This is a genomic window from Enterobacter sp. B79-1, assembly GCF_057444735.1.
The window spans coordinates 66,015-91,767 of record NZ_JBYAZJ010000006.1 but is presented as its reverse complement, the minus strand read 5'-3'; the positions used below and the strand labels follow the sequence as shown (position 1 = coordinate 91,767).

Annotated in this window: 23 protein-coding genes and 4 tRNA genes; 23 read left to right on the top strand and 4 right to left on the bottom strand. The window is 54.6% G+C overall.

Going from position 1 to position 25,753, the window contains the following annotated elements; all coding sequences use genetic code 11:
* Positions 1-19: 19 nt before the first annotated feature.
* Positions 20-1,564, bottom strand: a complete 1,545-nt coding sequence (gpmM, locus tag AC2T6E_RS16890; RefSeq protein ID WP_316466887.1) for a 2,3-bisphosphoglycerate-independent phosphoglycerate mutase — start codon at positions 1,562-1,564, stop codon at positions 20-22.
* A 248-nt stretch (positions 1,565-1,812) separates the two neighbouring features.
* Here gpmM and AC2T6E_RS16885 point away from each other — a divergent pair, with 248 nt between their 5' ends.
* From AC2T6E_RS16885 to cysE, 5 genes are all read left to right on the top strand, one after another.
* A complete protein-coding gene (locus AC2T6E_RS16885; RefSeq protein WP_010426372.1) occupies positions 1,813-2,244 on the top strand; it encodes a rhodanese-like domain-containing protein in 432 nt (143 codons plus the stop codon).
* Positions 2,245-2,255: 11 nt separating this feature from the next.
* On the top strand, positions 2,256-2,507 hold the full coding sequence (gene grxC, locus AC2T6E_RS16880; protein WP_010426371.1) for a glutaredoxin 3: 252 nt from the start codon (positions 2,256-2,258) through the stop codon (positions 2,505-2,507).
* 32 nt (positions 2,508-2,539) lie between these two features.
* The gene (gene secB, locus AC2T6E_RS16875; RefSeq protein ID WP_003860835.1) at positions 2,540-3,007 is read left to right on the top strand and encodes a protein-export chaperone SecB; all 468 of its coding nucleotides are present in this window, start codon (positions 2,540-2,542) and stop codon (positions 3,005-3,007) included.
* A complete protein-coding gene (gpsA, locus tag AC2T6E_RS16870; protein ID WP_108417309.1) occupies positions 3,007-4,026 on the top strand; it encodes an NAD(P)H-dependent glycerol-3-phosphate dehydrogenase in 1,020 nt (339 codons plus the stop codon). Before secB ends, gpsA begins: the two co-directional genes overlap by 1 nt.
* Positions 4,027-4,100: 74 nt before the next feature.
* The gene (cysE, locus tag AC2T6E_RS16865) at positions 4,101-4,922 is read left to right on the top strand and encodes a serine O-acetyltransferase (protein ID WP_010426365.1); all 822 of its coding nucleotides are present in this window, start codon (positions 4,101-4,103) and stop codon (positions 4,920-4,922) included.
* A 55-nt stretch (positions 4,923-4,977) separates the two neighbouring features.
* Here cysE and ppiC read toward each other — a convergent pair whose 3' ends face one another.
* Positions 4,978-5,259, bottom strand: coding sequence for a peptidylprolyl isomerase PpiC (ppiC, locus tag AC2T6E_RS16860; RefSeq protein WP_006812396.1), 282 nt, complete (start codon positions 5,257-5,259; stop codon positions 4,978-4,980).
* An 85-nt stretch (positions 5,260-5,344) separates the two neighbouring features.
* Here ppiC and rep point away from each other — a divergent pair, with 85 nt between their 5' ends.
* Positions 5,345-7,369 carry a DNA helicase Rep gene (rep, locus tag AC2T6E_RS16855; protein WP_042717736.1) on the top strand — a complete coding sequence of 675 codons (2,025 nt, stop codon included), beginning with the start codon at positions 5,345-5,347 and terminating at the stop codon, positions 7,367-7,369.
* A gap of 51 nt (positions 7,370-7,420) precedes the next feature.
* Here rep and gppA read toward each other — a convergent pair whose 3' ends face one another.
* Both gppA and rhlB read right to left on the bottom strand, forming a co-directional pair.
* The gene (gene gppA, locus AC2T6E_RS16850) at positions 7,421-8,905 is read right to left on the bottom strand and encodes a guanosine-5'-triphosphate,3'-diphosphate diphosphatase (protein WP_108417311.1); all 1,485 of its coding nucleotides are present in this window, start codon (positions 8,903-8,905) and stop codon (positions 7,421-7,423) included.
* A 6-nt stretch (positions 8,906-8,911) separates the two neighbouring features.
* A complete protein-coding gene (gene rhlB, locus AC2T6E_RS16845) occupies positions 8,912-10,180 on the bottom strand; it encodes an ATP-dependent RNA helicase RhlB (protein ID WP_010426359.1) in 1,269 nt (422 codons plus the stop codon).
* 144 nt (positions 10,181-10,324) lie between these two features.
* Here rhlB and trxA point away from each other — a divergent pair, with 144 nt between their 5' ends.
* From trxA to AC2T6E_RS16760, 17 genes are all read left to right on the top strand, one after another.
* A complete protein-coding gene (trxA, locus tag AC2T6E_RS16840) occupies positions 10,325-10,654 on the top strand; it encodes a thioredoxin TrxA (RefSeq protein WP_004386384.1) in 330 nt (109 codons plus the stop codon).
* A gap of 341 nt (positions 10,655-10,995) precedes the next feature.
* A complete protein-coding gene (rho, locus tag AC2T6E_RS16835; protein WP_001054528.1) occupies positions 10,996-12,255 on the top strand; it encodes a transcription termination factor Rho in 1,260 nt (419 codons plus the stop codon).
* A 240-nt stretch (positions 12,256-12,495) separates the two neighbouring features.
* Positions 12,496-13,599, top strand: coding sequence for a UDP-N-acetylglucosamine--undecaprenyl-phosphate N-acetylglucosaminephosphotransferase (gene wecA / locus AC2T6E_RS16830; RefSeq protein WP_174340360.1), 1,104 nt, complete (start codon positions 12,496-12,498; stop codon positions 13,597-13,599).
* 12 nt (positions 13,600-13,611) lie between these two features.
* Positions 13,612-14,658, top strand: coding sequence for an ECA polysaccharide chain length modulation protein (gene wzzE, locus AC2T6E_RS16825; RefSeq protein WP_126815769.1), 1,047 nt, complete (start codon positions 13,612-13,614; stop codon positions 14,656-14,658).
* 56 nt (positions 14,659-14,714) lie between these two features.
* Positions 14,715-15,845: a non-hydrolyzing UDP-N-acetylglucosamine 2-epimerase gene (gene wecB / locus AC2T6E_RS16820; protein ID WP_174340361.1), complete on the top strand. Its 1,131-nt coding sequence runs from the start codon at positions 14,715-14,717 to the stop codon at positions 15,843-15,845.
* Positions 15,842-17,104 carry a UDP-N-acetyl-D-mannosamine dehydrogenase gene (gene wecC, locus AC2T6E_RS16815; protein ID WP_444508411.1) on the top strand — a complete coding sequence of 421 codons (1,263 nt, stop codon included), beginning with the start codon at positions 15,842-15,844 and terminating at the stop codon, positions 17,102-17,104. Before wecB ends, wecC begins: the two co-directional genes overlap by 4 nt.
* The gene (gene rffC / locus AC2T6E_RS16810) at positions 17,101-17,778 is read left to right on the top strand and encodes a dTDP-4-amino-4,6-dideoxy-D-galactose acyltransferase (protein WP_444508410.1); all 678 of its coding nucleotides are present in this window, start codon (positions 17,101-17,103) and stop codon (positions 17,776-17,778) included. Before wecC ends, rffC begins: the two co-directional genes overlap by 4 nt.
* Before the next feature lie 4 nt (positions 17,779-17,782).
* Positions 17,783-18,913 carry a dTDP-4-amino-4,6-dideoxygalactose transaminase gene (gene rffA / locus AC2T6E_RS16805; RefSeq protein WP_486692682.1) on the top strand — a complete coding sequence of 377 codons (1,131 nt, stop codon included), beginning with the start codon at positions 17,783-17,785 and terminating at the stop codon, positions 18,911-18,913.
* Between the two features lies 1 nt (position 18,914).
* Entirely contained in the window at positions 18,915-20,165 is a 1,251-nt protein-coding gene (wzxE, locus tag AC2T6E_RS16800; RefSeq protein ID WP_108417314.1) for a lipid III flippase WzxE, read from the top strand.
* A complete protein-coding gene (locus AC2T6E_RS16795) occupies positions 20,162-21,241 on the top strand; it encodes a TDP-N-acetylfucosamine:lipid II N-acetylfucosaminyltransferase (RefSeq protein ID WP_108417315.1) in 1,080 nt (359 codons plus the stop codon). The genes wzxE and AC2T6E_RS16795 overlap by 4 nt, the downstream gene beginning before the upstream one ends.
* The gene (gene wzyE / locus AC2T6E_RS16790) at positions 21,238-22,590 is read left to right on the top strand and encodes an ECA oligosaccharide polymerase (protein ID WP_089598259.1); all 1,353 of its coding nucleotides are present in this window, start codon (positions 21,238-21,240) and stop codon (positions 22,588-22,590) included. Before AC2T6E_RS16795 ends, wzyE begins: the two co-directional genes overlap by 4 nt.
* A 12-nt stretch (positions 22,591-22,602) precedes the next feature.
* On the top strand, positions 22,603-23,343 hold the full coding sequence (gene wecG / locus AC2T6E_RS16785; protein ID WP_108417316.1) for a lipopolysaccharide N-acetylmannosaminouronosyltransferase: 741 nt from the start codon (positions 22,603-22,605) through the stop codon (positions 23,341-23,343).
* 196 nt (positions 23,344-23,539) lie between these two features.
* Positions 23,540-24,925, top strand: a complete 1,386-nt coding sequence (gene thrP, locus AC2T6E_RS16780) for a bifunctional threonine/serine APC transporter ThrP (protein WP_108417317.1) — start codon at positions 23,540-23,542, stop codon at positions 24,923-24,925.
* 102 nt (positions 24,926-25,027) lie between these two features.
* Positions 25,028-25,104 (top strand) — tRNA-Arg (locus tag AC2T6E_RS16775).
* Positions 25,105-25,168: 64 nt separating this feature from the next.
* A tRNA-His gene (locus AC2T6E_RS16770) sits at positions 25,169-25,244 on the top strand.
* A gap of 22 nt (positions 25,245-25,266) precedes the next feature.
* A tRNA-Leu gene (locus AC2T6E_RS16765) sits at positions 25,267-25,352 on the top strand.
* Positions 25,353-25,398: 46 nt separating this feature from the next.
* Positions 25,399-25,475, top strand: a tRNA-Pro gene (locus AC2T6E_RS16760).
* The last annotated feature ends 278 nt before the right edge of the window (positions 25,476-25,753 follow it).

Genomic DNA, 25,753 nt, shown 5'->3' with positions numbered 1-25,753 from the left:
TTCCCCTCATGGGGAGCGATTATTCCACGATGAACAGCGGCTTACCAGTCATCTCTTCAGGGATCGGCATGCCCATCAGCGTCAACATGGTTGGCGCGATGTCGGAAAGCTTGCCGCCTTCCACTGCTTTCAGTGATTTATCACCCACATAAATCAGCGGAACAGGCAGGTTAGTGTGCGCGGTGTGTGCCTGGCCGGTCGCCGGGTCGCGCATTTGCTCTGCGTTACCGTGGTCAGCGGTGATCAGCAGCTGGCCGCCCACAGACTCAACGGCTTTTGCTACCTGCTCGACACAGTTGTCCAGCGCTTCAACTGCTTTAACCGCTGCTTCCATCACGCCGGTGTGGCCCACCATGTCACCATTCGGGTAGTTACAGATGATGGTGTCGTACTTACCGCTTTCGATGGCCGCAACCAGTTTTTCAGTCAGCTCGGCAGAGCTCATCTCTGGCTGCAGATCGTAGGTAGCGACTTTCGGCGAGTTGATCAGAATGCGGTCTTCACCTTTGAACGGCTCTTCTACGCCGCCGTTAAAGAAGAAGGTGACGTGCGCGTATTTTTCGGTTTCAGAGATACGCAGCTGCGTTTTGTCGTTCTTCGCCATCCACTCGCCGAAGGTGTTTGCCAGAGATGCTGGCGGATAAGCGCAAGGCGCTTTGATGTCTGCGGCGTATTCAGTCAGCTGGATGAAGTCCAGTTTCACCACTTTCTTGCGGGCGAAACCGTCGAAGTCGCTGTTCACGAATGCACGGGTGATTTCGCGCGCGCGGTCAGCACGGAAGTTCATGAAGATCAGCGCGTCGCCATCTTCCAAGGCGGCATCAGCCTGGCCTTCAGCACGAATGACGGATGCTTTCACGAATTCATCGTTTTCATCGCGTGCGTAAGCGGCTTCCAGTGCTTCAACGGCGGTCGCGAACTGGAATTCACCTTTTGCCTGGGTCATCAGGTCATAGGCCTGTTCAACGCGATCCCAGCGGTTGTCGCGGTCCATCGCGTAGTAACGACCAATGATGGACGCCACGCGGCCTTTGCCCAGCGCGGCGAATTTCTCTTCGAAGGCGTGCAGAGAGCCTTTTGCGCTGCGTGGCGGCGTATCGCGGCCGTCCAGGAAAGCGTGCAGATAGATTTTTTCCGCACCGCGCTCGGCGGCCAGTTCAACCATCGCCATGATGTGATCTTCGTGGCTGTGCACGCCGCCTGCAGAGAGCAGGCCCATAATGTGCACGGCTTTACCTGCGGCAACGGCTTTATCTACCGCACCTGCGAGCGTTGGGTTGGAGAAGAAGGTGCGTTCTTTGATTTCAACGTCCAGACGCGTCAGGTCCTGATACACGATACGACCCGCGCCCAGGTTAACGTGACCGACTTCGGAGTTGCCCATCTGGCGGTCCGGCAGGCCCACTTCCAGGCCAGACGCGTCAATCAGGGTATGAGGGCGTTTCGCCCAAAGTGCATCCATCACTGGCGTTTTGGCGTTGAAAATAGCGTTATCCTGGCTGTCTTCACGGTAGCCATAGCCATCCAGAATCACCAGTACCATAGGTTTTTTAGAAACCGACATTGCGACAACCTCATGCTCAAGAGACGAAAAATTTGCGTAATTTTACTACAGCTGAATCGATCAAATAGCCGCAGAAGATCAAAGAATGCGTAGGGGCAAGGCACTTCCCCGGACATTTTGAGGCTTTTTTTTCGTGGCATGCCGCAGAAAATCGATTAGCTTATTGTCGCTGGCTGTATTTGCCACAACGCACAGGTATACTCCTGTCCTGGTTTTTTTAATCACTTAGTCGGGAGTTGTTACCCCCCATGCAAGAAATTATGCAATTCGTTAGCCGCCACCCGGTTCTGAGCATCGCGTGGATTGGCCTGCTGGTCGCTGTGCTGTTCACCACCTTTAAGGGACTGACGTCTAAAATTAAGGTGATCACCCGCGGTGAAGCGACACGTCTGATCAACAAAGAAGACGCCGTCGTCGTCGACTTGCGTCAGCGCGACGATTTCCGCAAAGGTCACATTGCAGGCTCTATTAACCTGCTGCCTGCTGAAATCAAAGCGAACAACATTGGTGAGCTGGAAAAACATAAAGCCCAGCCGATCATCGTTGTTGACGGCACCGGCATGCAGGCGCAGGAATCTGCCAACGCACTGCATAAAGCAGGCTTCGAAAACGTAACGGTACTGAAAGAAGGTATTTCCGGCTGGAGCGGGGAAAATCTTCCTTTAGTTCGCGGTAAATAAGGAGTTCAGTGATGGCCAATATTGAGATCTACACCAAAGCAACTTGCCCGTTCTGCCACCGTGCGAAAGCACTGCTGAACAGCAAAGGCGTAACGTTCCAGGAACTGCCGATCGATGGTGACGCGATTAAACGCGAAGAGATGATCCAACGCAGTGGTCGCACGACGGTTCCGCAGATTTTCATTGATGCGCAGCACATTGGTGGCTGTGATGACTTGTATGCGCTCGACGCCCGTGGTGGACTCGATCCGCTGCTGAGCTAAGAGACTTTAGGACAATTAAAAAGGGTTTTTCCATGTCAGAACAAAACAACACTGAAATGACTTTCCAGATCCAGCGCATCTACACCAAAGATGTCTCTTTCGAAGCGCCAAATGCGCCACACGTTTTCCAGAAAGATTGGCAGCCAGAGGTTAAACTTGATCTTGATACCGCATCCACCCAACTGGCGGATGATGTGTATGAAGTTGTACTGCGTGTGACCGTAACCGCATCTCTGGGCGAAGAAACGGCGTTCCTGTGTGAAGTACAGCAGGGCGGCATCTTCTCCATTGGCGGTATCGAAGGCAACCAGATGGCACATTGCCTGGGTGCATACTGCCCGAACATCCTGTTCCCGTATGCTCGCGAATGCATCACCAGCCTGGTCTCTCGCGGTACATTCCCGCAACTGAACCTTGCGCCAGTTAACTTTGATGCGCTGTTCATGAACTATCTGCAGCAGCAGGCTGGCGAAGGTGCCGAACAACATCAGGATGCCTGATGAGCACTGTTAATGCGTCAATGATTGTGATCGGTGCCGGCTCTTACGGCACCGCTCTTGCCATCACGCTGGCAAGAAATGGTCACGACGTGGTCCTGTGGGGCCACGATCCCAAACATATTGCGACGTTGCAACGCGACCGCTGCAACGTGGCTTTTCTCCCGGACGTTCCGTTCCCTGACTCCCTGCACCTGGAAAGCGACCTCGCGACCGCGCTGGCGGCCAGCCGCAACATTCTGATTGTGGTGCCGAGCCATGTGTTTGGCGAAGTACTGCGTCAAATCAAGCCGCTGATGCGCCCGGATGCACGCATTGTCTGGGCGACAAAAGGGCTGGAAGCGGAAACCGGACGCCTGCTGCAGGACGTAGCCCGCGAAGCGCTGGGCGATGATATCCCGCTTGCGGTGATTTCCGGACCGACGTTTGCCAAAGAGCTTGCTGCTGGCCTGCCGACAGCGATTTCACTGGCATCCACTGACCAGGCCTTCTCTGACGATCTCCAGCAGCTGCTGCACTGCGGCAAGAGCTTCCGCGTCTACAGTAACCCCGATTTCATCGGTGTACAGCTGGGCGGTGCGGTGAAGAACGTGATTGCTATCGGTGCCGGGATGTCCGACGGTATCGGTTTTGGTGCGAACGCACGTACTGCGCTGATCACCCGAGGGCTGACGGAAATGTCTCGCCTGGGCGAAGCGCTGGGTGCCGATCCGGCCACCTTTATGGGCATGGCAGGCCTGGGTGACCTGGTGTTGACCTGTACCGATAACCAGTCTCGTAACCGCCGCTTCGGCATGATGCTCGGTCAGGGCAGCGATGTAAAAAGCGCGCAGGAGAAGATTGGTCAGGTGGTTGAAGGCTACCGCAATACCAAGGAAGTCCGCGAGTTGGCGCACCGTTTCGGTGTCGAAATGCCAATAACCGAGGAAATTTATCAGGTATTGTATTGCGGAAAAAATGCGCGCGAGGCAGCATTGACCTTATTAGGTCGTGCGCGCAAGGACGAGCGCAGCAGTAACTAGTCGGAACCGTTGTCACCTGAATGACCCAGCTAGCGCAGAACTGGCTGGTCATTAACTATCGTCTGGAGTAAGCAATGCCGTGTGAAGAACTGGATATCGTCTGGAACAATATAAAAGCCGAAGCCCGGGCTTTGGCCGACTGCGAGCCTATGCTGGCCAGTTTCTACCACGCGACGCTACTCAAGCACGAAGACCTCGGCAGCGCCCTGAGCTATATGCTCGCCAATAAACTGGCTTCCTCCATCATGCCTGCTATCGCTATTCGTGAAGTGGTGGAAGAGGCCTATGCCGCTGACCCGGAGATGATCGCCTCTGCCGCCTGTGATATCCAGGCCGTGCGCACGCGTGACCCGGCGGTCGATAAATACTCCACGCCGCTACTGTATCTGAAGGGCTTCCACGCGCTTCAGGCTTATCGCATCGGCCACTGGTTATGGAATGAAGGCCGCCGCGCGCTGGCTATCTTCCTGCAAAATCAGGTTTCTGTGACCTTCCAGGTGGACATTCACCCTGCGGCGAAAATTGGTCGTGGCATCATGCTCGACCACGCCACTGGCATCGTTGTCGGCGAAACGGCGGTGATTGAAGATGATGTCTCTATCCTGCAGTCGGTTACCCTGGGCGGTACCGGTAAAACCAGCGGCGATCGCCATCCGAAGATCCGTGAAGGGGTGATGATTGGCGCGGGAGCGAAGATCCTCGGTAATATCGAAGTGGGACGTGGGGCCAAAATAGGGGCGGGCTCAGTTGTGCTGCAGCCTGTACCGCCGCACACCACCGCTGCTGGCGTACCGGCGCGCATTGTCGGTAAACCGGATAGCGATAAACCGTCGATGGATATGGATCAGCACTTCAACGGTATTCATCATACGTTCGAGTATGGCGACGGCATTTAGCCTGTCGGCAGCCATTGACAAAAAAGCCCGGTGCATTGACTCACCGGGCTTTTTGTTAGTTGCGGTATAACACTTTGATAATGTGGTATCCGAACTGCGTGTGCAGGGGACCGGTTGGCTCCAGTACCGGGCAAGAGAAGACCACTTTATCGAATGCCGGAACCATCTGGCCCTGGCGGAATTCACCCAGGTCACCGCCGCGTTTACCTGACGGACAGATAGAGTGCTTCTTCGCCAGCTTGCCGAAGTCGGCGCCGTTTTTAATCTGTTCCAGAAGATCCTGTGCCAGTTTCTCTTCTTTAACAAGGATATGCAGTGCTGCTGCTGTTTTTGCCATGATCGTGCCTTGAGTCGACTAGTTTACGCTCGGTATACTACCACGCGTTTTTCCTCCTCTCCCGACTTTCATTGAGTGATCTTTTATGCGTTTAAACCCCGGACAACAACAAGCCGTCGAATTCGTCACCGGACCCTGCCTGGTGCTGGCGGGTGCGGGATCGGGCAAAACGCGAGTCATCACCAATAAAATTGCCCACCTGATCCGTGGATGCGGGTATCAGGCGCGGCACATCGCTGCCGTAACGTTTACCAACAAAGCCGCGCGCGAGATGAAAGAGCGCGTCGGGCAGACGCTGGGCCGTAAAGAGGCGCGCGGGCTGATGATCTCCACCTTCCACACGCTGGGGCTGGATATTATTAAACGCGAATACGCGGCGCTGGGGATGAAGTCCAACTTCTCGCTTTTCGATGATACTGACCAGGTGGCGCTGCTTAAGGAGCTGACGGAAGGGCTGATTGAAGATGACAAAGTCCTGCTGCAACAGCTGATCTCGACGATCTCCAACTGGAAAAACGATCTGATGACGCCAGCCCAGGCGGCAGCCAGCGCGAAAGGGGAACGGGATCGTATCTTCGCTCACTGCTATGGTCTGTACGACGCGCACATGAAAGCGTGTAACGTGCTGGATTTCGACGACCTGATCCTGCTGCCGACGTTGCTGTTGCAGCGTAATGAAGAGGTGCGCGAGCGCTGGCAGAACAAGATCCGCTACCTGCTGGTGGATGAATATCAGGACACCAACACCAGCCAGTACGAGCTGGTGAAATTGCTGGTAGGACAACGCGCGCGTTTCACCGTGGTAGGCGACGACGACCAGTCGATCTACTCCTGGCGCGGCGCGCGACCACAAAACCTGGTGCTGCTGAGCAAAGATTTCCCGGCGTTGCAGGTGATTAAGCTGGAGCAGAACTACCGTTCGTCCGGTCGCATCCTGAAAGCGGCGAATATCCTGATCGCCAATAACCCACACGTGTTTGAGAAGCGTCTGTTCTCCGAGCTGGGCTACGGTACAGAGCTGAAAGTGCTCAGCGCCAACAATGAAGAACACGAAGCTGAACGCGTCACCGGTGAGCTGATTGCCCATCACTTCGTGAATAAAACAGAGTACAAGGATTACGCGATCCTTTATCGCGGTAATCACCAGTCGCGCGTCTTTGAAAAGATGCTGATGCAGAACCGTATTCCTTACAAAATTTCGGGTGGAACCTCATTCTTCTCGCGCCCGGAAATCAAAGATCTGCTGGCCTATCTGCGCGTGCTGACTAACCCAGATGATGACAGTGCCTTCCTGCGCATTGTGAATACGCCGAAACGCGAGATCGGCCCGGCAACGCTGCAAAAGTTGGGCGAGTGGGCGATGACCCGCAATAAAAGCCTGTTTACCGCCAGCTTTGATATGGGGCTAAGCCAGACGCTGACGGGACGCGGATATGACAACTTAACCCGCTTCACCCACTGGCTTGGTGAAGTACAGCGGCTGGCAGAGCGTGAGCCTGTGGCTGCCGTGCGCGACCTGATCCACGGTATCGACTACGAATCCTGGCTGTACGAAACCTCTGCCAGCCCGAAAGCGGCCGAGATGCGGATGAAAAACGTCAACCAGCTCTTTAGCTGGATGACCGAAATGCTGGAAGGCTCGGACATTGACGAGCCGATGACGCTGACCCAGGTCGTCACCCGCTTTACGCTGCGCGATATGATGGAGCGCGGTGAGAGTGAGGAAGAGGCCGACCAGGTGCAGTTGATGACCCTGCATGCGTCCAAAGGTCTGGAATTCCCGTATGTCTATCTGGTCGGTATGGAAGAGGGCTTACTGCCGCACCAGAGCAGCATTGATGAAGATAACGTCGATGAAGAGCGTCGACTGGCCTACGTGGGGATCACCCGCGCGCAGAAAGAGCTGATTTTTACCCTGTGTAAAGAGCGCAGACAGTACGGTGAACTGGTGCGCCCTGAGCCGAGCCGTTTCCTGCTGGAGCTACCTCAGGACGATCTCATCTGGGAGCAGGAACGCAAAGTCATTACCGCGGAAGAGCGCATGCACAAGGGACAGGCTAACGTGGCGAATATTCGCGCCATGCTGGCAAAAGCCAAAGAGAAGGGATAATGATGAGTAGGCCGGGTAAGGCGAAGCCGCCACCCGGCATTGTTCAGCGACTTACTTTATCTCAAGCGCCCAGTGCACGTAGCTCTGCCACTGGCACTCTTGCTCGATCAGCTCTGCCCCAAGTGGATGATTATCCAGCCAATTTTCCGGTAGCGTCAGCGTGAGCTTTTCATCGTCTGCCGCCAGCGTAATTGCCGGGAGGAGATCGTCGCGGCGACGGCTGGCAAACAAAATCGCCAGACGAAGCAAACGGCACAGATGCTCGGCCACGCGCGGCGGCACCGCGTTTTGCTGGTGGAGTGAAGAGAGGTCCACGGCATTGGTCTGGTTTAGCAGCAGGGTAGCGAGCAATTTTTTCTGCGCAGGGGTATAGCCCGGCAAATCAAGATTACGCACCAGCCAGGCGGCATGCAGCGGCGCTTGCTTGTACTCAACGCTCAGGCCAATTTCATGCAGCGCACATGCACTTAGCAGCAAATCGCGACTTAATGGTTCAATATCCCAACGCTGTTTGACCTGGTCCGCAAAGAGCGACGCCAGCTGTCCCACCCGTTGTGCCTGCTCGGTATCCACAATGAAGCGACGCTGGACGTTACGCAGCGTACGGCTGCGGATGTCCAGATCAACCGACAGATGCAGCATTCCGTAGACCAGACCTTCGCGCAGCGCGCCGCCTGCAAGGGTCATGCACTGGATGTTCAGTTCGGTGAAAATGGCGATCAGAATGGCCAGACCGCTTGGAAAAACCAATGCACGCTCAAGCGTCAGGCCTTCAATTTCCAGCTCTTCCAGCCGACCACACTGAATAGCGCGTTGCTTCAGTTGCTGGAGTTTGGCAAGCGTGATCCGCTCGTCCATCCCCTGCGCCATCATGATTTCCTGCAACGCCTGTACGGTTCCGGACGCGCCAACACACACTTTCCAGCCGTGGTAGCGCAATTCGTCCATGACCGGACGCAGCACCTCGCGCGCGGCGTTTTCAGCCTCGTCGAAGTTCTCTTGTGCGAGATTGCGGTCGGTAAAGTAGCGCTCAAGCCAGGTCACGCAGCCCATCGACAGGCTGAACAGCGACGTCGCCTGGGCGCCCGTGCCGGTGACCAGTTCGGTGCTCGCTCCGCCAATATCCACCACCAGACGGCGATCGTCACCCCCGGTGGTGTGCGCCACGCCCTGATAGATCAGACGCGCTTCTTCTTCACCGCTGATGACCTGCACCGGGCAACCGAGAATTTCCTGCGCTTTGGCAATAAAATCCACGGCATTAACCGCCAGGCGAAGCGTCGCGGTAGCGACAACGCGGATTTGGGTATGGGGTATGTCCTGCAGGCGCTCAGCAAAGAGGCGCAGACACTGCCAGCCACGTTCCATGGCTTCGGGGGAGAGGTGATTGTCGCTGCTCAGGCCCGCCGCCAGGCGGACCTTGCGCTTAATGCGCGTCAGCGTCTGTATGCTTCCCGCCACCTCGCGCACAACCAGCATATGAAAACTATTCGAACCGAGATCAATTGCCGCATATAGCGAGGTGGAACTGAGCATAATTTCTTAACCTGAACGACGACGATTACGCGGTGCGCCACCAGAACGACGCGGACCATTGCCGGAACGTGGGCGAGTAAGACGCTTCGGCGGCGGCAGTTCGCTTAACAGCGCTTCCGGGTTGTATTTGCTCTGCGGAATAGAGTGACCGATGTAGGTCTCAATGGCTGGAAGATTCAGCGCATACTCTTCACACGCAAGGCTAATAGAGTGACCGCTTGCGCCCGCACGACCGGTACGACCGATACGGTGTACATAGTCTTCGCAGTCATCTGGCAGATCATAGTTAAAAACGTGCGTTACGGCTGGGATGTGCAGACCACGAGCGGCAACGTCGGTTGCGACCAGAATATCGAGATCGCCACGGGTAAATTCTTCAAGAATACGCAGGCGTTTTTTCTGTGCAACGTCGCCGGTCAGCAGACCAACACGGTGACCGTCTGCAGCCAGATGGCCCCAGATATCTTCACAGCGGTGTTTGGTGTTCGCAAAGATGATGGCGCGATCGGGCCATTCTTCTTCGATAAGCGTTTGTAGCAGACGCATTTTCTCTTCATTCGAAGGATAGAAGAGCTCTTCTTTAATGCGGTGACCTGTTTTCTGCTCTGGCTCCACTTCCACATACTCGGCGTTGTTCATTTGTTCGAACGCCAGTTCGCGAACGCGGTAAGAAAGGGTTGCAGAGAACAGCATGTTCAGACGCTGATTCGCAGCTGGCATGCGGCGGAACAGCCAGCGGATGTCTTTAATGAAGCCCAGATCGTACATACGGTCGGCTTCATCCAGCACGACAACCTGGATGGCACCGAGGTTGATATGGTTCTGTTTGGCGTAGTCGATAAGACGGCCAGTGGTACCGATCAGGATATCCACACCGCTTTCCAGCACCTTCAGCTGCTTATCGTAGCCGTCGCCGCCATAGGCCAGGCCAAGCTTAAGGCCAGTAGCCTGCGCCAGAGGTTCAGCGTCTGCGTGGATCTGTACCGCCAGTTCTCGCGTCGGGGCCATAATAAGCGCGCGCGGCTGGTTAACTTTGCGGTCTGCAATCGCTGGATGAGACAGTAAATAATGAAACGTTGACGTTAAGAACGCCATCGTTTTGCCAGTACCGGTTTGCGCCTGCCCTGCAACATCGCGACCGGCCAGCGTAAGCGGCAGGGCGAGAGCCTGAATGGGCGTGCAGTTATGAAACCCTTTATTTTCAAGGGCTTCGATCACTTTTGGGTGCAGGGCGAAGTCGGAAAACTTCTGTTCTGTTAAATGTGTTTTGCTCATAGTGTGGTAGAATATCAGCTTACTATTGCTTTACGAAAGCGTATCCGGTGAAATAAAGTCAACCTTTAGTTGGTTAATGCGACATCAACACGTCGTTGGTGGAGACAAAACCAACGTACCAGGCTTATTCCTGTGGAGTTATATATGAGCGATAAAATTATTCACCTGACTGACGACAGTTTTGACACGGACGTGCTTAAGGCTGACGGGCTAACCCTCGTCGATTTCTGGGCTGAATGGTGTGGTCCTTGCAAAATGATCGCCCCGATTCTGGATGAAATCGCTGACGAATATCAGGGCAAACTGACCGTTGCCAAGCTGAACATCGACCAGAACCCGGGCACCGCGCCAAAATACGGTATCCGTGGCATCCCGACCCTGCTGCTGTTCAAAAACGGTGAAGTGGCAGCGACCAAAGTGGGCGCACTGTCCAAAGGTCAACTGAAAGAGTTCCTCGACGCTAATCTGGCGTAAGGTTTCTCGGCTGAGCGTCCTGAGCGCCTAAATTGTGTGGATCTCTGGACGCCCGGCTTTAGTCGTGCTAAGTTAGCTATGACTTCGTTTTAAACATATCTTGTTGTTTGAATCTTGTTTTACCCGATACTTCCCGTTGTTAACATGAACAGTGCGTGAAGTTGCTAGATTCCGGGCTTGTCACTCAATCCGTCTTGTCGTTTCAGTTCTGCGTTCTTTCCCTGTGACCAGACAGCGAACAGACATGAGTTGATGGCCGCTAAACAGGCATGGATGACCCTGCCATACCATTCACAACATTAAGTTCGAGAATCACCCCGAGTTTAAGAACCCACACCATTATGAATCTTACCGAATTAAAGAATACGCCGGTTTCTGAGCTGATCACTCTCGGCGAAAATATGGGGCTGGAAAACCAGGCTCGTATGCGCAAGCAGGACATCATTTTCGCCATCCTGAAGCAGCACGCTAAGAGTGGCGAAGATATCTTTGGCGACGGTGTGCTGGAAATATTGCAAGACGGATTTGGTTTCCTCCGCTCTGCAGACAGCTCCTACCTCGCCGGCCCTGACGACATCTACGTATCCCCTAGCCAAATCCGCCGTTTCAACCTCCGCACTGGTGACACCATTTCAGGTAAGATTCGTCCTCCAAAAGAGGGTGAACGCTACTTTGCGTTGTTGAAAGTTAACGAAGTTAACTACGACAAACCGGAAAACTCGCGCAATAAGATCCTCTTTGAGAACTTAACGCCGCTGCACGCGAACTCTCGCCTGCGCATGGAGCGTGGTAACGGTTCTACCGAAGACTTAACCGCTCGCGTTCTGGATCTGGCATCACCTATTGGTCGTGGTCAGCGTGGCCTGATTGTGGCACCGCCAAAAGCGGGTAAAACCATGCTGCTGCAGAACATCGCGCAGAGCATTGCCTACAACCACCCAGACTGCGTGCTGATGGTACTGTTGATTGACGAACGTCCGGAAGAAGTAACCGAGATGCAGCGTCTGGTTAAAGGTGAAGTGGTTGCTTCTACCTTCGACGAGCCAGCATCTCGCCACGTTCAGGTTGCGGAAATGGTCATCGAGAAGGCGAAACGCCTGGTTGAGCACAAGAAAGACGTGATCATCCTGCTCGACTCCATCACCCGTCTGGCGCGTGCGTACAACACCGTGGTGCCAGCTTCCGGTAAAGTATTGACCGGTGGTGTGGATGCCAACGCCCTGCATCGCCCGAAGCGCTTCTTCGGTGCGGCACGTAACGTGGAAGAGGGCGGCAGCCTGACCATCATTGCGACCGCGTTGATTGATACCGGCTCCAAAATGGACGAAGTTATCTACGAAGAGTTTAAAGGTACAGGCAACATGGAACTGCACCTCTCTCGTAAGATCGCTGAAAAACGCGTCTTCCCGGCTATCGACTACAACCGTTCCGGTACCCGTAAGGAAGAGCTGCTCACCACTCAGGAAGAGCTGCAGAAAATGTGGATCCTGCGCAAAATCATCCATCCAATGGGTGAAATCGACGCAATGGAGTTCCTCATCAACAAACTGGCGATGACCAAAACCAACGACGATTTCTTCGACATGATGAAACGCTCGTAACGTAAATTATCCCAGTGAACGCCACGTTTTTACGTGGCGTTTTTCTTTTACGGACTATACGCTATTATCACAGACTCCCAATTTTGACCGGTCAGTGCGACAATAAGATAATTCGCACAGTAAAAATATTAATAGCTTGAATAATAAACAAATGGGTCGCAAGAGGTTTGCTTTATGCCTTCTGGCTTGATGCCATCATAGTTATACTTCTTTGACTGACATTTGTTGAGAACATCCATTGTGAACCTATTCGATACGTTTGCTGAACTAACCAGTATTTTTTTATTTACTACTTGCTTTCTGTTTTTTGCGCGCAAGATAGCAAAATATCTGGGATTAGTGGATAAACCCAACTTCCGTAAACGCCATCAGGGTATGATCCCATTGGTGGGTGGCATCTCCGTATTTGCAGGTATCTGCTTCACTTTCGCTATCGCTGATTACTATATTCCTCATGCCCGGTTGTACCTGACATGTGCGGCGGTTCTGGTTGTTGTTGGTGCACTGGACGATCGCTACGATATCAGTGTAAAAATTCGCGCCTTTGTACAGGCTGCTGTTGGTATTGCCATGATGGTTGCGGCAAAACTTCACTTGAGCAGTCTTGGCTATATTTTTGGGGCCTGGGAGATGGTGCTCGGCCCATTTGGTTACTTCCTCACACTCTTTGCCGTATGGGTCGCAATCAATGCCTTCAATATGGTCGATGGGATCGATGGTTTACTGGGGGGATTGTCATGTGTTTCATTTGCTGCTATTGGCATCATCCTGTGGTTTGATGGTCAATACAGCCTGGCAATGTGGTGCTTCGCCATGATTGCGGCCATTCTACCTTACATCCTCTTGAATCTTGGCGCTCTGGGTCGTCGCTATAAAGTTTTTATGGGCGATGCGGGTAGCACATTGATCGGTTTTACTATTATTTGGATTTTGCTGGAAACCACGCAGGGTAAAACACACCCTATAAGCCCGGTTACTGCACTATGGATTATCGCCATCCCGCTGATGGACATGGTGGCGATTATGTATCGTCGTCTGCGTAAAGGAATGAGTCCTTTTACAGCCGACCGTCAACATATTCATCATCTTATCATGCGGGCGGGATTCACTTCCCGTCAGGCTTTTATGCTGATTACATTGGCTGCCGCTATCCTTGCGGGGATAGGAGTTGTAGCGGAATATGCCCACTTTATTCCTGAATGGGTAATGTTGGTACTGTTTTTGCTTGCGTTTTTATTGTATGGCTACTGCATTAAACGGGCCTGGAAGGTAGCTCGTTTCATTAAGCGTATCAAACGCAAGATGCGTCGAAATAGTGATAATAATCCAACCTTAACGAAATAAAATGGGATGATGATGACTCAACCGTTGGCGGGAGAAAAATCAGAAATGAATGAGAATGCGTTGGATATTCGTGGTCTGTTTCGTGTTTTATGGGCAGGGAAACTATGGATTGCTGGCGTTGCGATAGGTTTTGCGCTCATTGCGCTGGCCTACACATTCTTTGCAAAACAAGAGTGGAGCACCACGGCGATTACCGACAAACCAACGGTTAACATGCTTGGCGGCTTCTATTCCCAGCAGCAATTCCTGCGTAACCTGGATATCAAGGCGAATCTCGCTACGCCGGATCAGGTTTCCGTTATGGATGAGGCCTACAAAGAGTTCGTGATGCAGCTCGCCTCATGGGATACGCGTCGCGATTTCTGGTCGCAGACCGATTACTTCAAGCAGCGTCGGGTGGATAACACCAAAGCGGATGCCGCGCTGCTGGATGATCTGATTAACAATATCCAGTTTATGCCGGGCGATGCCCTGCGCAATGTCAGCGACAGCGTGAAGCTGATTGCCGAAACGGCACCGGATGCCAATAATCTGCTGCGTCAGTACGTCGCGTTTGCCAGCCAGCGTGCGGCGATCCATCTTAATGACGAGCTGAAAGGCGCCTGGGCTGCGCGAACGATTCAGATGAAAGCGCAGGTAAAACGCCAGGAAGAGGTGGCAAAAGCCATTTTCGACCGCCGCGTGCATAATATTCAGCAGGCGCTAAAAATTGCGGAGCAGCACAATATCTCCCGCAGCGAAACGGATGTCCCTGCTGATGAACTACCTGACTCTGAAATGTTCCTGCTAGGTCGTCCAATGCTCCAGGCTCGACTGGAAAATCTCCAGGCCGTTGGCCCTGATTTTGACCTCGATTACGACCAAAACCGCGCCATGCTTAACACCCTGAACGTTGGCCCAACGCTGGAACCGCGTTTTCAGACGTATCGTTATTTGAGAACGCCTGAAGAACCTGTAAAACGCGATAGCCCACGGCGTGCATTCCTGATGATCATGTGGGGGATTGTGGGCGCACTGACTGGCGCGGGCGTAGCGCTAATGCGTCGTCGCACAAATTAAGAACGCCATCTACGATGAAGGCTACGGCCTTCATCGCCTAATCGAAGAGAATCGATGTGAAAGTACTAACCGTATTTGGCACCAGGCCGGAGGCCATCAAGATGGCGCCTCTGGTTCATGCGCTGGCCAGAGATCCTGATATTGACGCGAAAGTCTGCGTGACTGCCCAGCACCGTGAGATGCTCGATCAGGTCTTAACTCTCTTTTCTATCGTCCCGGATTACGATCTCAACATTATGAAGCCGGGACAGGGGTTAACGGAGATTACCTGCCGTATTTTGCAAGAGTTAAAGCCTATTCTGGAATCCTTCAAACCTGATGTGGTGTTGGTGCATGGTGACACCACAACCACCGTGGCGACCAGCCTTGCCGCGTTCTATCAGCGTATTCCCGTTGGGCATATTGAAGCAGGCCTGCGTACAGGCAACCTTTACTCGCCCTGGCCGGAAGAGGCCAACCGCACGCTGACCGGACATCTGGCGATGTACCATTTTGCGCCAACCGAAAACGCGCGTCAGAACCTGCTGCGGGAAAATATTGCCGACAATAAGATCTTTGTCACCGGGAATACGGTTATCGATGCGCTGATCTGGGTACGTGACCGCGTGCTGGCAAACACCGATCTGCAGGCAGAACTCGCTGCGCGCTATCCTTTCCTGCATAACGGCAAGAAAACGATCCTGGTGACGGGCCACCGTCGCGAAAGTTTCGGTCGCGGCTTTGAGCAAATCTGCCACGCGCTGGCTGAGATTGCCGCGCAGAATGAAGATGTGCAGATTGTCTATCCGGTACACCTCAATCCTAACGTCAGCGAGCCGGTGAACCGTATTCTGGGTCATGTGGATAATGTCCTTCTGATCGAACCGCAGGACTACATGCCATTCGTCTGGCTGATGAATCACGCCTGGCTGATCCTCACCGATTCCGGCGGGATTCAGGAAGAAGCGCCGTCTCTCGGCAAACCGGTGCTGGTCATGCGTGAAACCACCGAGCGCCCGGAAGCGGTAAAAGCGGGCACGGTACGTCTGGTGGGCACGGATATGCGCCGCATCGTCGACGAGGTGACGCGCCTGCTGCACGATGAAGAAGAGTATCAGGCGATGAGCCGCGCCCATAACCCGTATGGTGATGGGCAGTCTTGTGGTCGTATTTTGCATGCACTTAAACACAATCGGGTAACGCTATGAGTTTTACTACCATCTCTGTCGTGGGTCTTGGCTACATTGGACTGCCTACTGCGGCGGCCTTTGCCTCTCGTCAAAAGCAGGTTGTAGGCGTCGACATCAATGCGCGCGCGGTGGACACCATTAACCGTGGTGAAATTCATATTGTGGAGCCCGATCTCGACCTCGTGGTGAAAAAGGCCGTCGACGGGGGATTCCTGCGCGCCAGCACCACGCCGGTCGACGCCGATGCCTTTCTGATTGCGGTTCCGACGCCATTTAAAGGCGATCATGAGCCCGACATGGTTTACGTTGAGGCGGCAGCAAAATCTATCGCGCCTGTGTTGAAAAAAGGGGCGCTGGTGATCCTCGAGTCCACGTCGCCGGTGGGCGCTACCGAGCAGATGGCCCAGTGGCTGGCAGAAGCCCGTCCAGATTTAACCTTCCCACAGCAGGCGGGTGAGCAGGCCGAAATTAATATCGCCTACTGTCCGGAGCGTGTGCTGCCGGGTCAGGTCATGGTCGAGCTGATTAAAAACGACCGCGTGATTGGCGGCATGACGCCGGTATGTTCCGCGCGCGCCAGCGAGTTGTATAAGATTTTCCTTGAAGGCGAATGCGTGGTGACCAACTCCCGCACCGCCGAGATGTGCAAACTGACCGAAAACAGCTTCCGCGACGTTAACATCGCTTTTGCGAATGAACTGTCACTGATTTGTGCCGATCAGGGGATTAACGTCTGGGAGCTGATTAGCCTTGCGAACCGCCATCCACGCGTCAACATTCTCCAGCCGGGTCCGGGCGTGGGCGGTCACTGCATCGCCGTCGATCCCTGGTTTATCGTGGCGCAAAACCCCGATCAGGCGCGCCTGATCCGCACCGCGCGAGAAGTCAACGACAGCAAACCTCACTGGGTACTCAATCAGGTAAAAGCGACGGTGGCGGATTGTCTGGCTGAAAGCGGCAAGCGCGCCAGCGAGCTGAAAATTGCCTGCTTTGGCCTGGCCTTTAAACCGAACATTGACGATCTGCGCGAAAGCCCGGCGATGGAAATTGCTGAGATGATAGCAGGCTGGCACAGCGGTGAGACGCTTGTGGTTGAGCCGAATATCCATGAGCTGCCAGCGAAGCTGGCGGGCCATTGTACGCTGACCGCGCTAAACGATGCGTTGGCGACGGCGGATGTGCTGGTGCTGCTGGTGGATCACAACGCGTTCAAAGCGATCCCCGGTAAGACCGTGTCCCAGAAGTACGTGGTTGATACCAAAGGCGTGTGGCGTTGAGTCAACTCAACGGCGTGCTGGAATCCCTTGAGTGGGAAAGCACTTTTTTTGCCCGACCTTCGGCGATTGTTCGTCTGCGTGACGATGCGCCTGCATTGCAGGCGTCCGACTTCGCGGTCTGGCCGCGCGTGCAGGCGAAGATCCCGGCGGGCCGTGCCGATCTGCTGGATGCGCTGCAGCAACATGGTTTTCAGCTGGTCGAAGGCGAGATTGATCTCTCCATAACGGTTTCCCGCCACCCGTCGGCAGGGGCAGAAATTGCAGCAGAGCAGGACATTCCCGCGCTGCGCCAGATGGCGACGCAGGCCTTTGCCCAAAGCCGCTTTCGTGCTCCCTGGTATAAGCCTGAAGACAGCGGCCGTTTTTATGCTCAGTGGATTGAAAATGCGGTAAAAGGCACGTTCGACCACGTGTGTCTGGTTTTCCGCGCGGTGGATGGACAGATTCAGGGCTTTGTTTCCCTGCGTAAGGTGAATGAGCAGGACGCGCGTATCGGCTTACTCGCCGGACGCGGCATGGGGAAGAAACTCATGCAGGCCGCGCTGCACTGGGCTGAGCAGGAACAGTTATCGACGCTGCGGGTGGCGACCCAGATGGGCAACACCGCCGCGCTTAAACGTTATATTGCGAGTGGGGCCAACGTCGACGCCACCGCTTACTGGTTATACAGGTGACATGATGATTCCATTTAACGCACCACCCGTCGTGGGAACGGAACTCGACTATATGCAGTCTGCCATGGGCAGCGGCAAACTTTGCGGCGACGGCGGTTTCACCCGTCGCTGCCAGCAGTGGATGGAGCAGCGTTTTCACAGCGCCAAAGTGCTGCTGACGCCATCCTGTACGGCCTCCCTGGAGATGGCCGCACTGCTGCTGGACATCCAGCCCGGCGATGAAGTGATCATGCCGAGTTATACCTTTGTCTCTACGGCGAACGCGTTTGTCCTGCGCGGGGCAAAAATTGTCTTTGTGGATATCTGTCCGGATACCATGAACATCGACGAAACGCTGATTGAAGCGGCGATTACCGACAAAACGCGCGCGATTGTCCCGGTTCATTATGCGGGCGTGGCGTGCGAAATGGACACGATTATGGCGATCGCCAAAAAGCACAACCTGTTCGTGGTGGAAGACGCCGCGCAGGGCGTGATGTCCACCTACAAAGGGCGCGCGCTGGGCACGATCGGCCACATCGGCTGCTTTAGCTTCCACGAAACCAAAAACTACACCGCAGGCGGTGAGGGTGGGGCGACGCTGATTAACGACCGTGCGCTGGTGGAGCGTGCCGAGGTGATCCGCGAAAAAGGCACCAACCGCAGCCAGTTCTTCCGTGGTCAGGTTGACAAGTACACCTGGCGCGATATCGGCTCAAGCTACCTGATGGCCGATCTGCAGGCCGCATATCTTTGGGCGCAGCTGGAGGCGGCGGAGCGTATTAATCTGCAGCGCCTGTCCCTGTGGCAAACCTACTACGACGCGCTGGAGCCGCTGGCGAAAGCCGGGCGTATTGAACTGCCGACGATCCCGGCAGACTGCGTCCACAACGCCCATATGTTTTACATCAAGCTGCGCGATAACGACGATCGCAGCAGCCTGATTGCCTGGCTGAAAGAGGCTGAAATTCTGGCGGTATTCCACTACATCCCGCTGCACTCCAGCCCGGCTGGAGAAGCGTTTGGCGTATTCGCGGGCGAAGACCGTTACACCACCAAAGAGAGCGAGCGTTTGCTCCGCCTGCCTCTGTTCTACAACCTCGCACCCGTTAATCAACGCACGGTGATCAATACCCTTCTGAGTTATTTCGGCTGATATGTCTCTGGCAAAAGCATCGGTGTGGACGGCTGCGTCCACGCTTGTAAAAATTGGTGCCGGATTGCTGGTCGTCAAGTTGCTGGCTGTCTCATTCGGCCCGTCGGGCGTCGGGCTGGCGGGCAATTTCCGCCAGCTGGTCACGGTTCTCGGCGTGTTGGCCGGGGCGGGAATATTTAACGGCGTCACCAAATACGTGGCTCAGCATCATGATGATGCCGAAAAACTGCGCACGGTTGTGGGAACATCCTCGGCCATGGTCCTGGGATTTTCCACGCTGCTGGCCGTTGTGTTTTTACTGGCGGCGGCACCGATTAGCCAGGGGCTGTTTGGACACACGCAGTATCAGGGGCTGGTTCGCCTGGTCGCGCTGGTTCAGATGGGGATTGCCTGGGCCAACCTGCTGCTGGCACTGATGAAGGGCTTCCGTGATGCGGCGGGCAATGCGCTGGCGCTGATCCTGGGAAGCGTCATCGGCGTGATTGCCTATTATTTCTGCTATCGTCTGGGTGGCTATGAGGGCGCACTGCTGGGGCTGGCGCTCGTGCCTGCTCTGGTTGTCGTTCCGGCAGCGTTTATGCTGATGCGCAGAGGGGTCATCCCGCTACGTTACCTGAAACCGCAGTGGGACACGATGCTGGCGGGGCAGTTAGGTAAATTTACCCTGATGGCGCTCATCACTTCGGTGACGCTTCCGGTGGCCTACGTCATGATGCGAAACCTGCTGGCTGCGCATTACAGTTGGGATGAAGTCGGGATTTGGCAGGGCGTGAGCAGCATTTCCGATGCCTACCTCCAATTTATAACGGCTTCCTTTAGCGTCTATTTGCTGCCAACCTTATCCCGGCTGACCGTAAAAAAGGATATTACCCGCGAGATTTTCCGCTCACTGCGTTTTGTGCTTCCTGCCGTGGCGGCCGCCAGCTTTACCGTCTGGTTATTACGTGATGTCGCCATCTGGCTGCTCTTCTCGGCAAAGTTTATCGCCATGCGCGATCTGTTTGCCTGGCAGCTGGTAGGCGATGTGTTGAAAGTCGGCGCTTACGTTTTCGGCTATCTGGTGATTGCGAAAGCCTCGCTGCGGTTGTATATCCTGGCGGAGATTAGTCAGTTTGCGCTGCTGACGGCGTTCTCTCACTGGCTGATCCCTTCGCACGGCGCGCTGGGGGCTGCTCAGGCCTATATGGCAACTTATATCGTTTATTTCGCTGCCTGTTGCGGCGTATTTTTACTTTGGCGTAAACGCGCATGACTGCACTGATTCACATCCTGGGATCGGACATCCCACACCATAACCAGACCGTACTGCGGTTCTTCAACGATGAGCTGGCGTCGGGCAATCCTGATGCGTGCGAGTTTATGGTTGCAGGTCAGGACAATGGCCTGGGCGCGGCGTGTCCGGCGCTTAACATCACCTTCTGGCCAGATAAAGCTGCGCTGGCGAAAGCGGTCATCGCGAAGGCAAAAGCCGATCGTGAACAACGCTTCTTCTTCCATGGGCAGTTCAATACGGGCCTGTGGATGGCTCTGCTGAGCGGCGGGATAAAGCCTTCCCAGTGTAGCTGGCATATCTGGGGCGCCGATCTCTATGAAGTGTCGCGCGGCTGGAAGTTTCGCCTGTTCTATCCTCTGCGCCGTATGGCTCAGGGGCGCGTGGGCTGCGTGTTCGCGACCCGTGGCGATCTTAACTACTTTGCTGAACGGCATCCGAACGTGCGCGGTGAGCTGCTCTATTTCCCGACTCGCATGAACCCGGCGCTGAACAATATGGCGAACGATACGCTGCGCGAGGGCAAACTGACGATTCTGGTGGGGAACTCCGGGGATCGCAGTAACGAACATGTTGCGGCGCTCCGGGCGGTGCATCAGCAGTTTGGCGATACGGTGAACGTGGTAGTGCCAATGGGCTACCCGGCGAATAACGACGCCTACATCGCTGAGGTCCGTCAGCAGGCGCTGGCGTTATTCAGCGCTGAGCATGTGAATATTCTGCAGGATAAGCTGGAATTTGATGACTATCTCGCGCTCCTGAGACAGTGCGACCTGGGTTATTTTATCTTTGCCCGTCAGCAGGGGATTGGTACCTTATGTCTGCTTATCCAGGCAGGCGTTCCATGCGTGCTGAACCGCGAAAACCCGTTCTGGCAGGATATGACCGAGCAGCATATTCCGGTATTGTTTACCTCGGACACGCTGAACATCGATATCGTGCGGGAAGCGCAGCGCCAGCTGGCGCTGGTGGATAAAAATAGCATCGACTTCTTTAGCCCGAACTACCTCACGCCGTGGCACCGCGCGCTGCGTATCGCTGCAGGAGACAACGCATGAGCCAGTTGCAATTTAGCGGCTTGTTGGTGGTTTGGCTGCTGAGCACGCTGTTTATCGCCACGCTCACCTGGTTTGAGTTTCGTCGCGTGCGCTTTAACTTCAATGTCTTCTTCTCGCTGCTGTTTTTGCTGACCTTTTACTTCGGCTTCCCGCTGACCAGTATTCTGGTTTTCCGTTTTGATGTGGCCGTTGCCCCGCCGGAAATTTTGCTGCAGGCGCTGCTCTCCGCAACCTGCTTCTACGCCGTCTACTACGTCACCTATAAAACGCGCCTGCGCTCAGCGACAGCGTCCGCACCGCGGCGACCGATTTTCACCATGAACCGGGTGGAGACGCACCTTACGTGGGTGATGCTGATGACTATCGCGCTGGTCAGCGTCGGCATCTTCTTCATGCATAACGGCTTCCTGCTGTTTAAGCTCCAGTCCTACAGCCAGATTTTCTCTGCTGAAGTGTCAGGCGTGGCGCTCAAACGGTTCTTCTACTTTTTCATTCCGGCGATGCTGGTGGTCTTTTTCCTGCGCCAGGACAGCAAGGCGTGGCTGTTCTTCCTCGTGAGTACCGTCGCCTTCGGCATCCTGACCTACATGATTGTGGGTGGGACGCGCGCTAACATTATTATCGCCTTCGCCATCTTCCTGTTTATCGGCATCATTCGCGGGTGGATCTCCCTGTGGATGCTGGCGGCGGCAGGCGTATTTGGCATTGTGGGAATGTTCTGGCTGGCGCTGAAGCGCTATGGGTTAAACGTTGCCGGTGACGAAGCGTTTTACACCTTCCTCTACCTCACGCGCGACACCTTCTCGCCGTGGGAAAACCTGGCGTTGCTGCTGCAAAACTACGACAAGATCGACTTCCAGGGATTAGCGCCGATTGCCCGCGACTTCTACGTCTTTATTCCGACCTGGCTGTGGCCGGACCGTCCGGGCGTGGTGCTCAATACGGCGAACTACTTTACCTGGGAAGTGCTGAACAACCATTCTGGCCTGGCAATCTCGCCAACGCTGATTGGCTCGCTGGTCGTGATGGGCGGCGCGTGGTTTATCCTGCCTGGCGCGATTGCGGTTGGGCTGATCATTAAATGGTTCGACTGGCTTTACACGCTCGGTAACGAAGAGACCAACCGCTACAAGGCGGCTATTTTGCACAGTTTCTGCTTTGGTGCCATTTTCAATATGATTGTTCTGGCACGCGAGGGGCTGGATTCGTTCGTCTCGCGCGTGGTGTTCTTCATGGTCGTTTTCGGTGTGTGTCTGGTGCTGGCAAAACTGTTGTACTGGCTGTTTGACAGCGCAGGGCTTGTCCACCGACGCGAGCATCAAGGCAGCACAACGCTGTCGCAAGTCTGAGTAGGGATTGTAATGACTGACACAACTTCTGCGCCGCGCTATGCGCTGCGCGGTCTACAGCTTATAGGCTGGCGTGATATGCAACACGCGCTGGATTTTCTGTTCTCGGACGGGCAGATGAAATCGGGCACGCTGGTGGCCATTAATGCGGAAAAAATGCTCGCGGTTGAAGATAACGCGGAAGTGAAAGACCTGATTACCGCCGCCGAATTCAAGTACGCAGACGGCATCAGCGTCGTGCGCTCTATCCGCAAAAAGTATCCTGGCGCTAATGTTTCACGCGTGGCGGGGGCTGACCTCTGGGAGCAGCTCATGGCGCGCGCGGGAGCGGAAGGCACGCCGGTCTTCCTGATCGGCGGTAAGCCGGAGGTGCTGGCCCAGACGGAGCAGAAGCTGCGTAGCCAGTGGAATGTTAACATTGTGGGAAGCCAGGACGGCTATTTTAAACCTGAAAGTCGGCAGGCGTTGTTTGAACGCGTGCGCGACAGCGGGGCGAAAATTGTCACCGTGGCGATGGGCTCGCCGCGTCAGGAGATCCTGATGCGCGATTGCCGTCTGGTCTGCCCGGATGCCCTGTACATGGGCGTGGGTGGCACCTACGACGTCTTTACCGGCCACGTTAAGCGCGCGCCGAAAGTCTGGCAAAACCTCGGCCTGGAGTGGCTGTATCGTCTGTTATCACAACCGACGCGTATCAAACGGCAGATCCGTCTGCTGCGCTATCTCGCCTGGCACTACACCGGTAAAATGTAATCAAAATGTAGCGCGATATGCTGTTCGCGCTGCAACTCCCCTGCAAAACTGCTGCTAATCTGTGCAATGCATTCATTTTTTTAATGCATCGTTTGCCATTTAGCAGAATTTAAGAAACCATTCGCACCGTATTTTAGTTCCCCTAAAAAACAATAACCGGCTTAAGCCGGTAACCAGCAGACACAACCGAGGATTTATGGCAGAGAAAAAACCGGAGCTACAGCGTGGGCTGGAAGCTCGACACATTGAATTGATAGCGCTGGGCGGCACTATCGGCGTTGGCCTGTTTATGGGCTCCGCAAGTACGCTCAAATGGGCGGGTCCTTCCGTATTACTGGCGTACATCATCGCCGGGCTGTTCGTTTTCTTCATCATGCGTTCAATGGGCGAAATGCTCTTCCTGGAGCCTGTCACCGGCTCTTTCGCCGTTTACGCGCACCGCTATATGAGCCCGTTCTTTGGCTACCTTACGGCCTGGTCGTACTGGTTTATGTGGATGGCCGTGGGCATCTCGGAAATCACGGCGATAGGGGTCTACGTACAGTTCTGGTTCCCGGACATGGTCCAGTGGATACCTGCGCTCATTGCTGTGGGGCTGGTGGCGCTGGCTAACCTGGCTGCCGTGCGACTCTACGGTGAGATCGAGTTCTGGTTTGCGATGATCAAAGTCACCACCATTATCGTGATGATTGTCGTGGGTCTCGGGGTTATTTTCTTTGGCTTCGGCAACGGCGGGCACGCGATTGGCTTCGGCAACCTGACCGAGAACGGTGGCTTCTTCGCGGGCGGCTGGAAGGGCTTCCTGACGGCGCTCTGCATCGTTGTCGCCTCCTATCAGGGCGTGGAGCTGATCGGTATTACTGCCGGTGAAGCGAAAAACCCGCAGGTCACGCTGCGTAGCGCGGTGGGCAAAGTACTGTGGCGTATCCTGATTTTCTATGTGGGCGCAATTTTCGTTATCGTGACCATCTTCCCGTGGAATGAAATCGGCACCACCGGCAGCCCGTTTGTCTTAACCTTCGCGAAGATTGGTATTACGGCAGCAGCAGGGATTATTAACTTCGTGGTGCTGACGGCTGCGCTCTCTGGCTGTAACAGCGGGATGTACAGCTGTGGCCGCATGCTCTACGCGCTTTCTAAAAACAACCAACTGCCTGCGACGATGGGGAAAGTGTCCCGTGCGGGCGTGCCGGTTATGGGCGTGGCAGTATCGATCGTGATTCTGCTGATTGGTTCATGTCTGAATTACATCATCCCGAATCCGCAACGCGTGTTCGTTTACGTTTATAGCGCCAGCGTGCTGCCGGGCATGGTGCCGTGGTTTGTGATCCTGATTAGCCAGCTGCGTTTCCGTCATGCGCATAAAAAAGCGATCGCCAGCCATCCGTTCCGCTCCATTTTGTTCCCGTACGCGAACTATTTGACGATGGCGTTCCTGATTTGCGTATTAATTGGGATGTACTTTAATGAAGATACCCGCATGTCGCTGTTTGTCGGGATGATCTTCCTGGCTGCCGTCACAGCGGCATATAAGCTTTTTGGCCTGGGTCGCCGCGCCACCACGCATAAAGTGGAGGAATAAGCGGCAAAATGTGCAAACCATAACCAAACGCGCATTTTTTTCAAAAAAGCACTAGACAGCGGGGACGGAGGTACGTAATATCCAGCCCCGCAACGGCGCTAAGCGCCCGTAGCTCAGCTGGATAGAGCGCTGCCCTCCGGAGGCAGAGGTCTCAGGTTCGAATCCTGTCGGGCGCACCATTAACCCGGTGCTAGAGCTGCGGTGGTCTGAGAAGTAGTCAGTACCGCGTGAAAGAATACAGTGGTGGCTATAGCTCAGTTGGTAGAGCCCTGGATTGTGATTCCAGTTGTCGTGGGTTCGAATCCCATTAGCCACCCCATTATTTGAAAGAGTTGTGAATTGCGAAGGTGGCGGAATTGGTAGACGCGCTAGCTTCAGGTGTTAGTGTCCTTTGGATGTGGGGGTTCGAGTCCCCCCCCTCGCACCACGACTTTTTAAGTGAATTGAACTAAAAATTCAAAAAAGCAGTACATCGGCGAGTAGCGCAGCTTGGTAGCGCAACTGGTTTGGGACCAGTGGGTCGGAGGTTCGAATCCTCTCTCGCCGACCAATTTTGAACCCCGCTTCGGCGGGGTTTTTTGTTTTCTGCGGTTTTAATCCCTGTCGTTATTCCCCAACAACACACTTCTCCATTGTCGCGATTTGGCGACATGCAATACCTTGAAAATAAACAATTTACTATTTCGGCGGCTTTATTGTCTCTTTCCGACGACAGGTTGAATCTCTTATCGGTACATTATCGGGCTTCAGGCGGTTCTTAACAGCAGAATTTCCTTTTATCTTAGAATGTTGCGCAATGTAAAAGTTCTGCGTGTAAACCTGGCATGT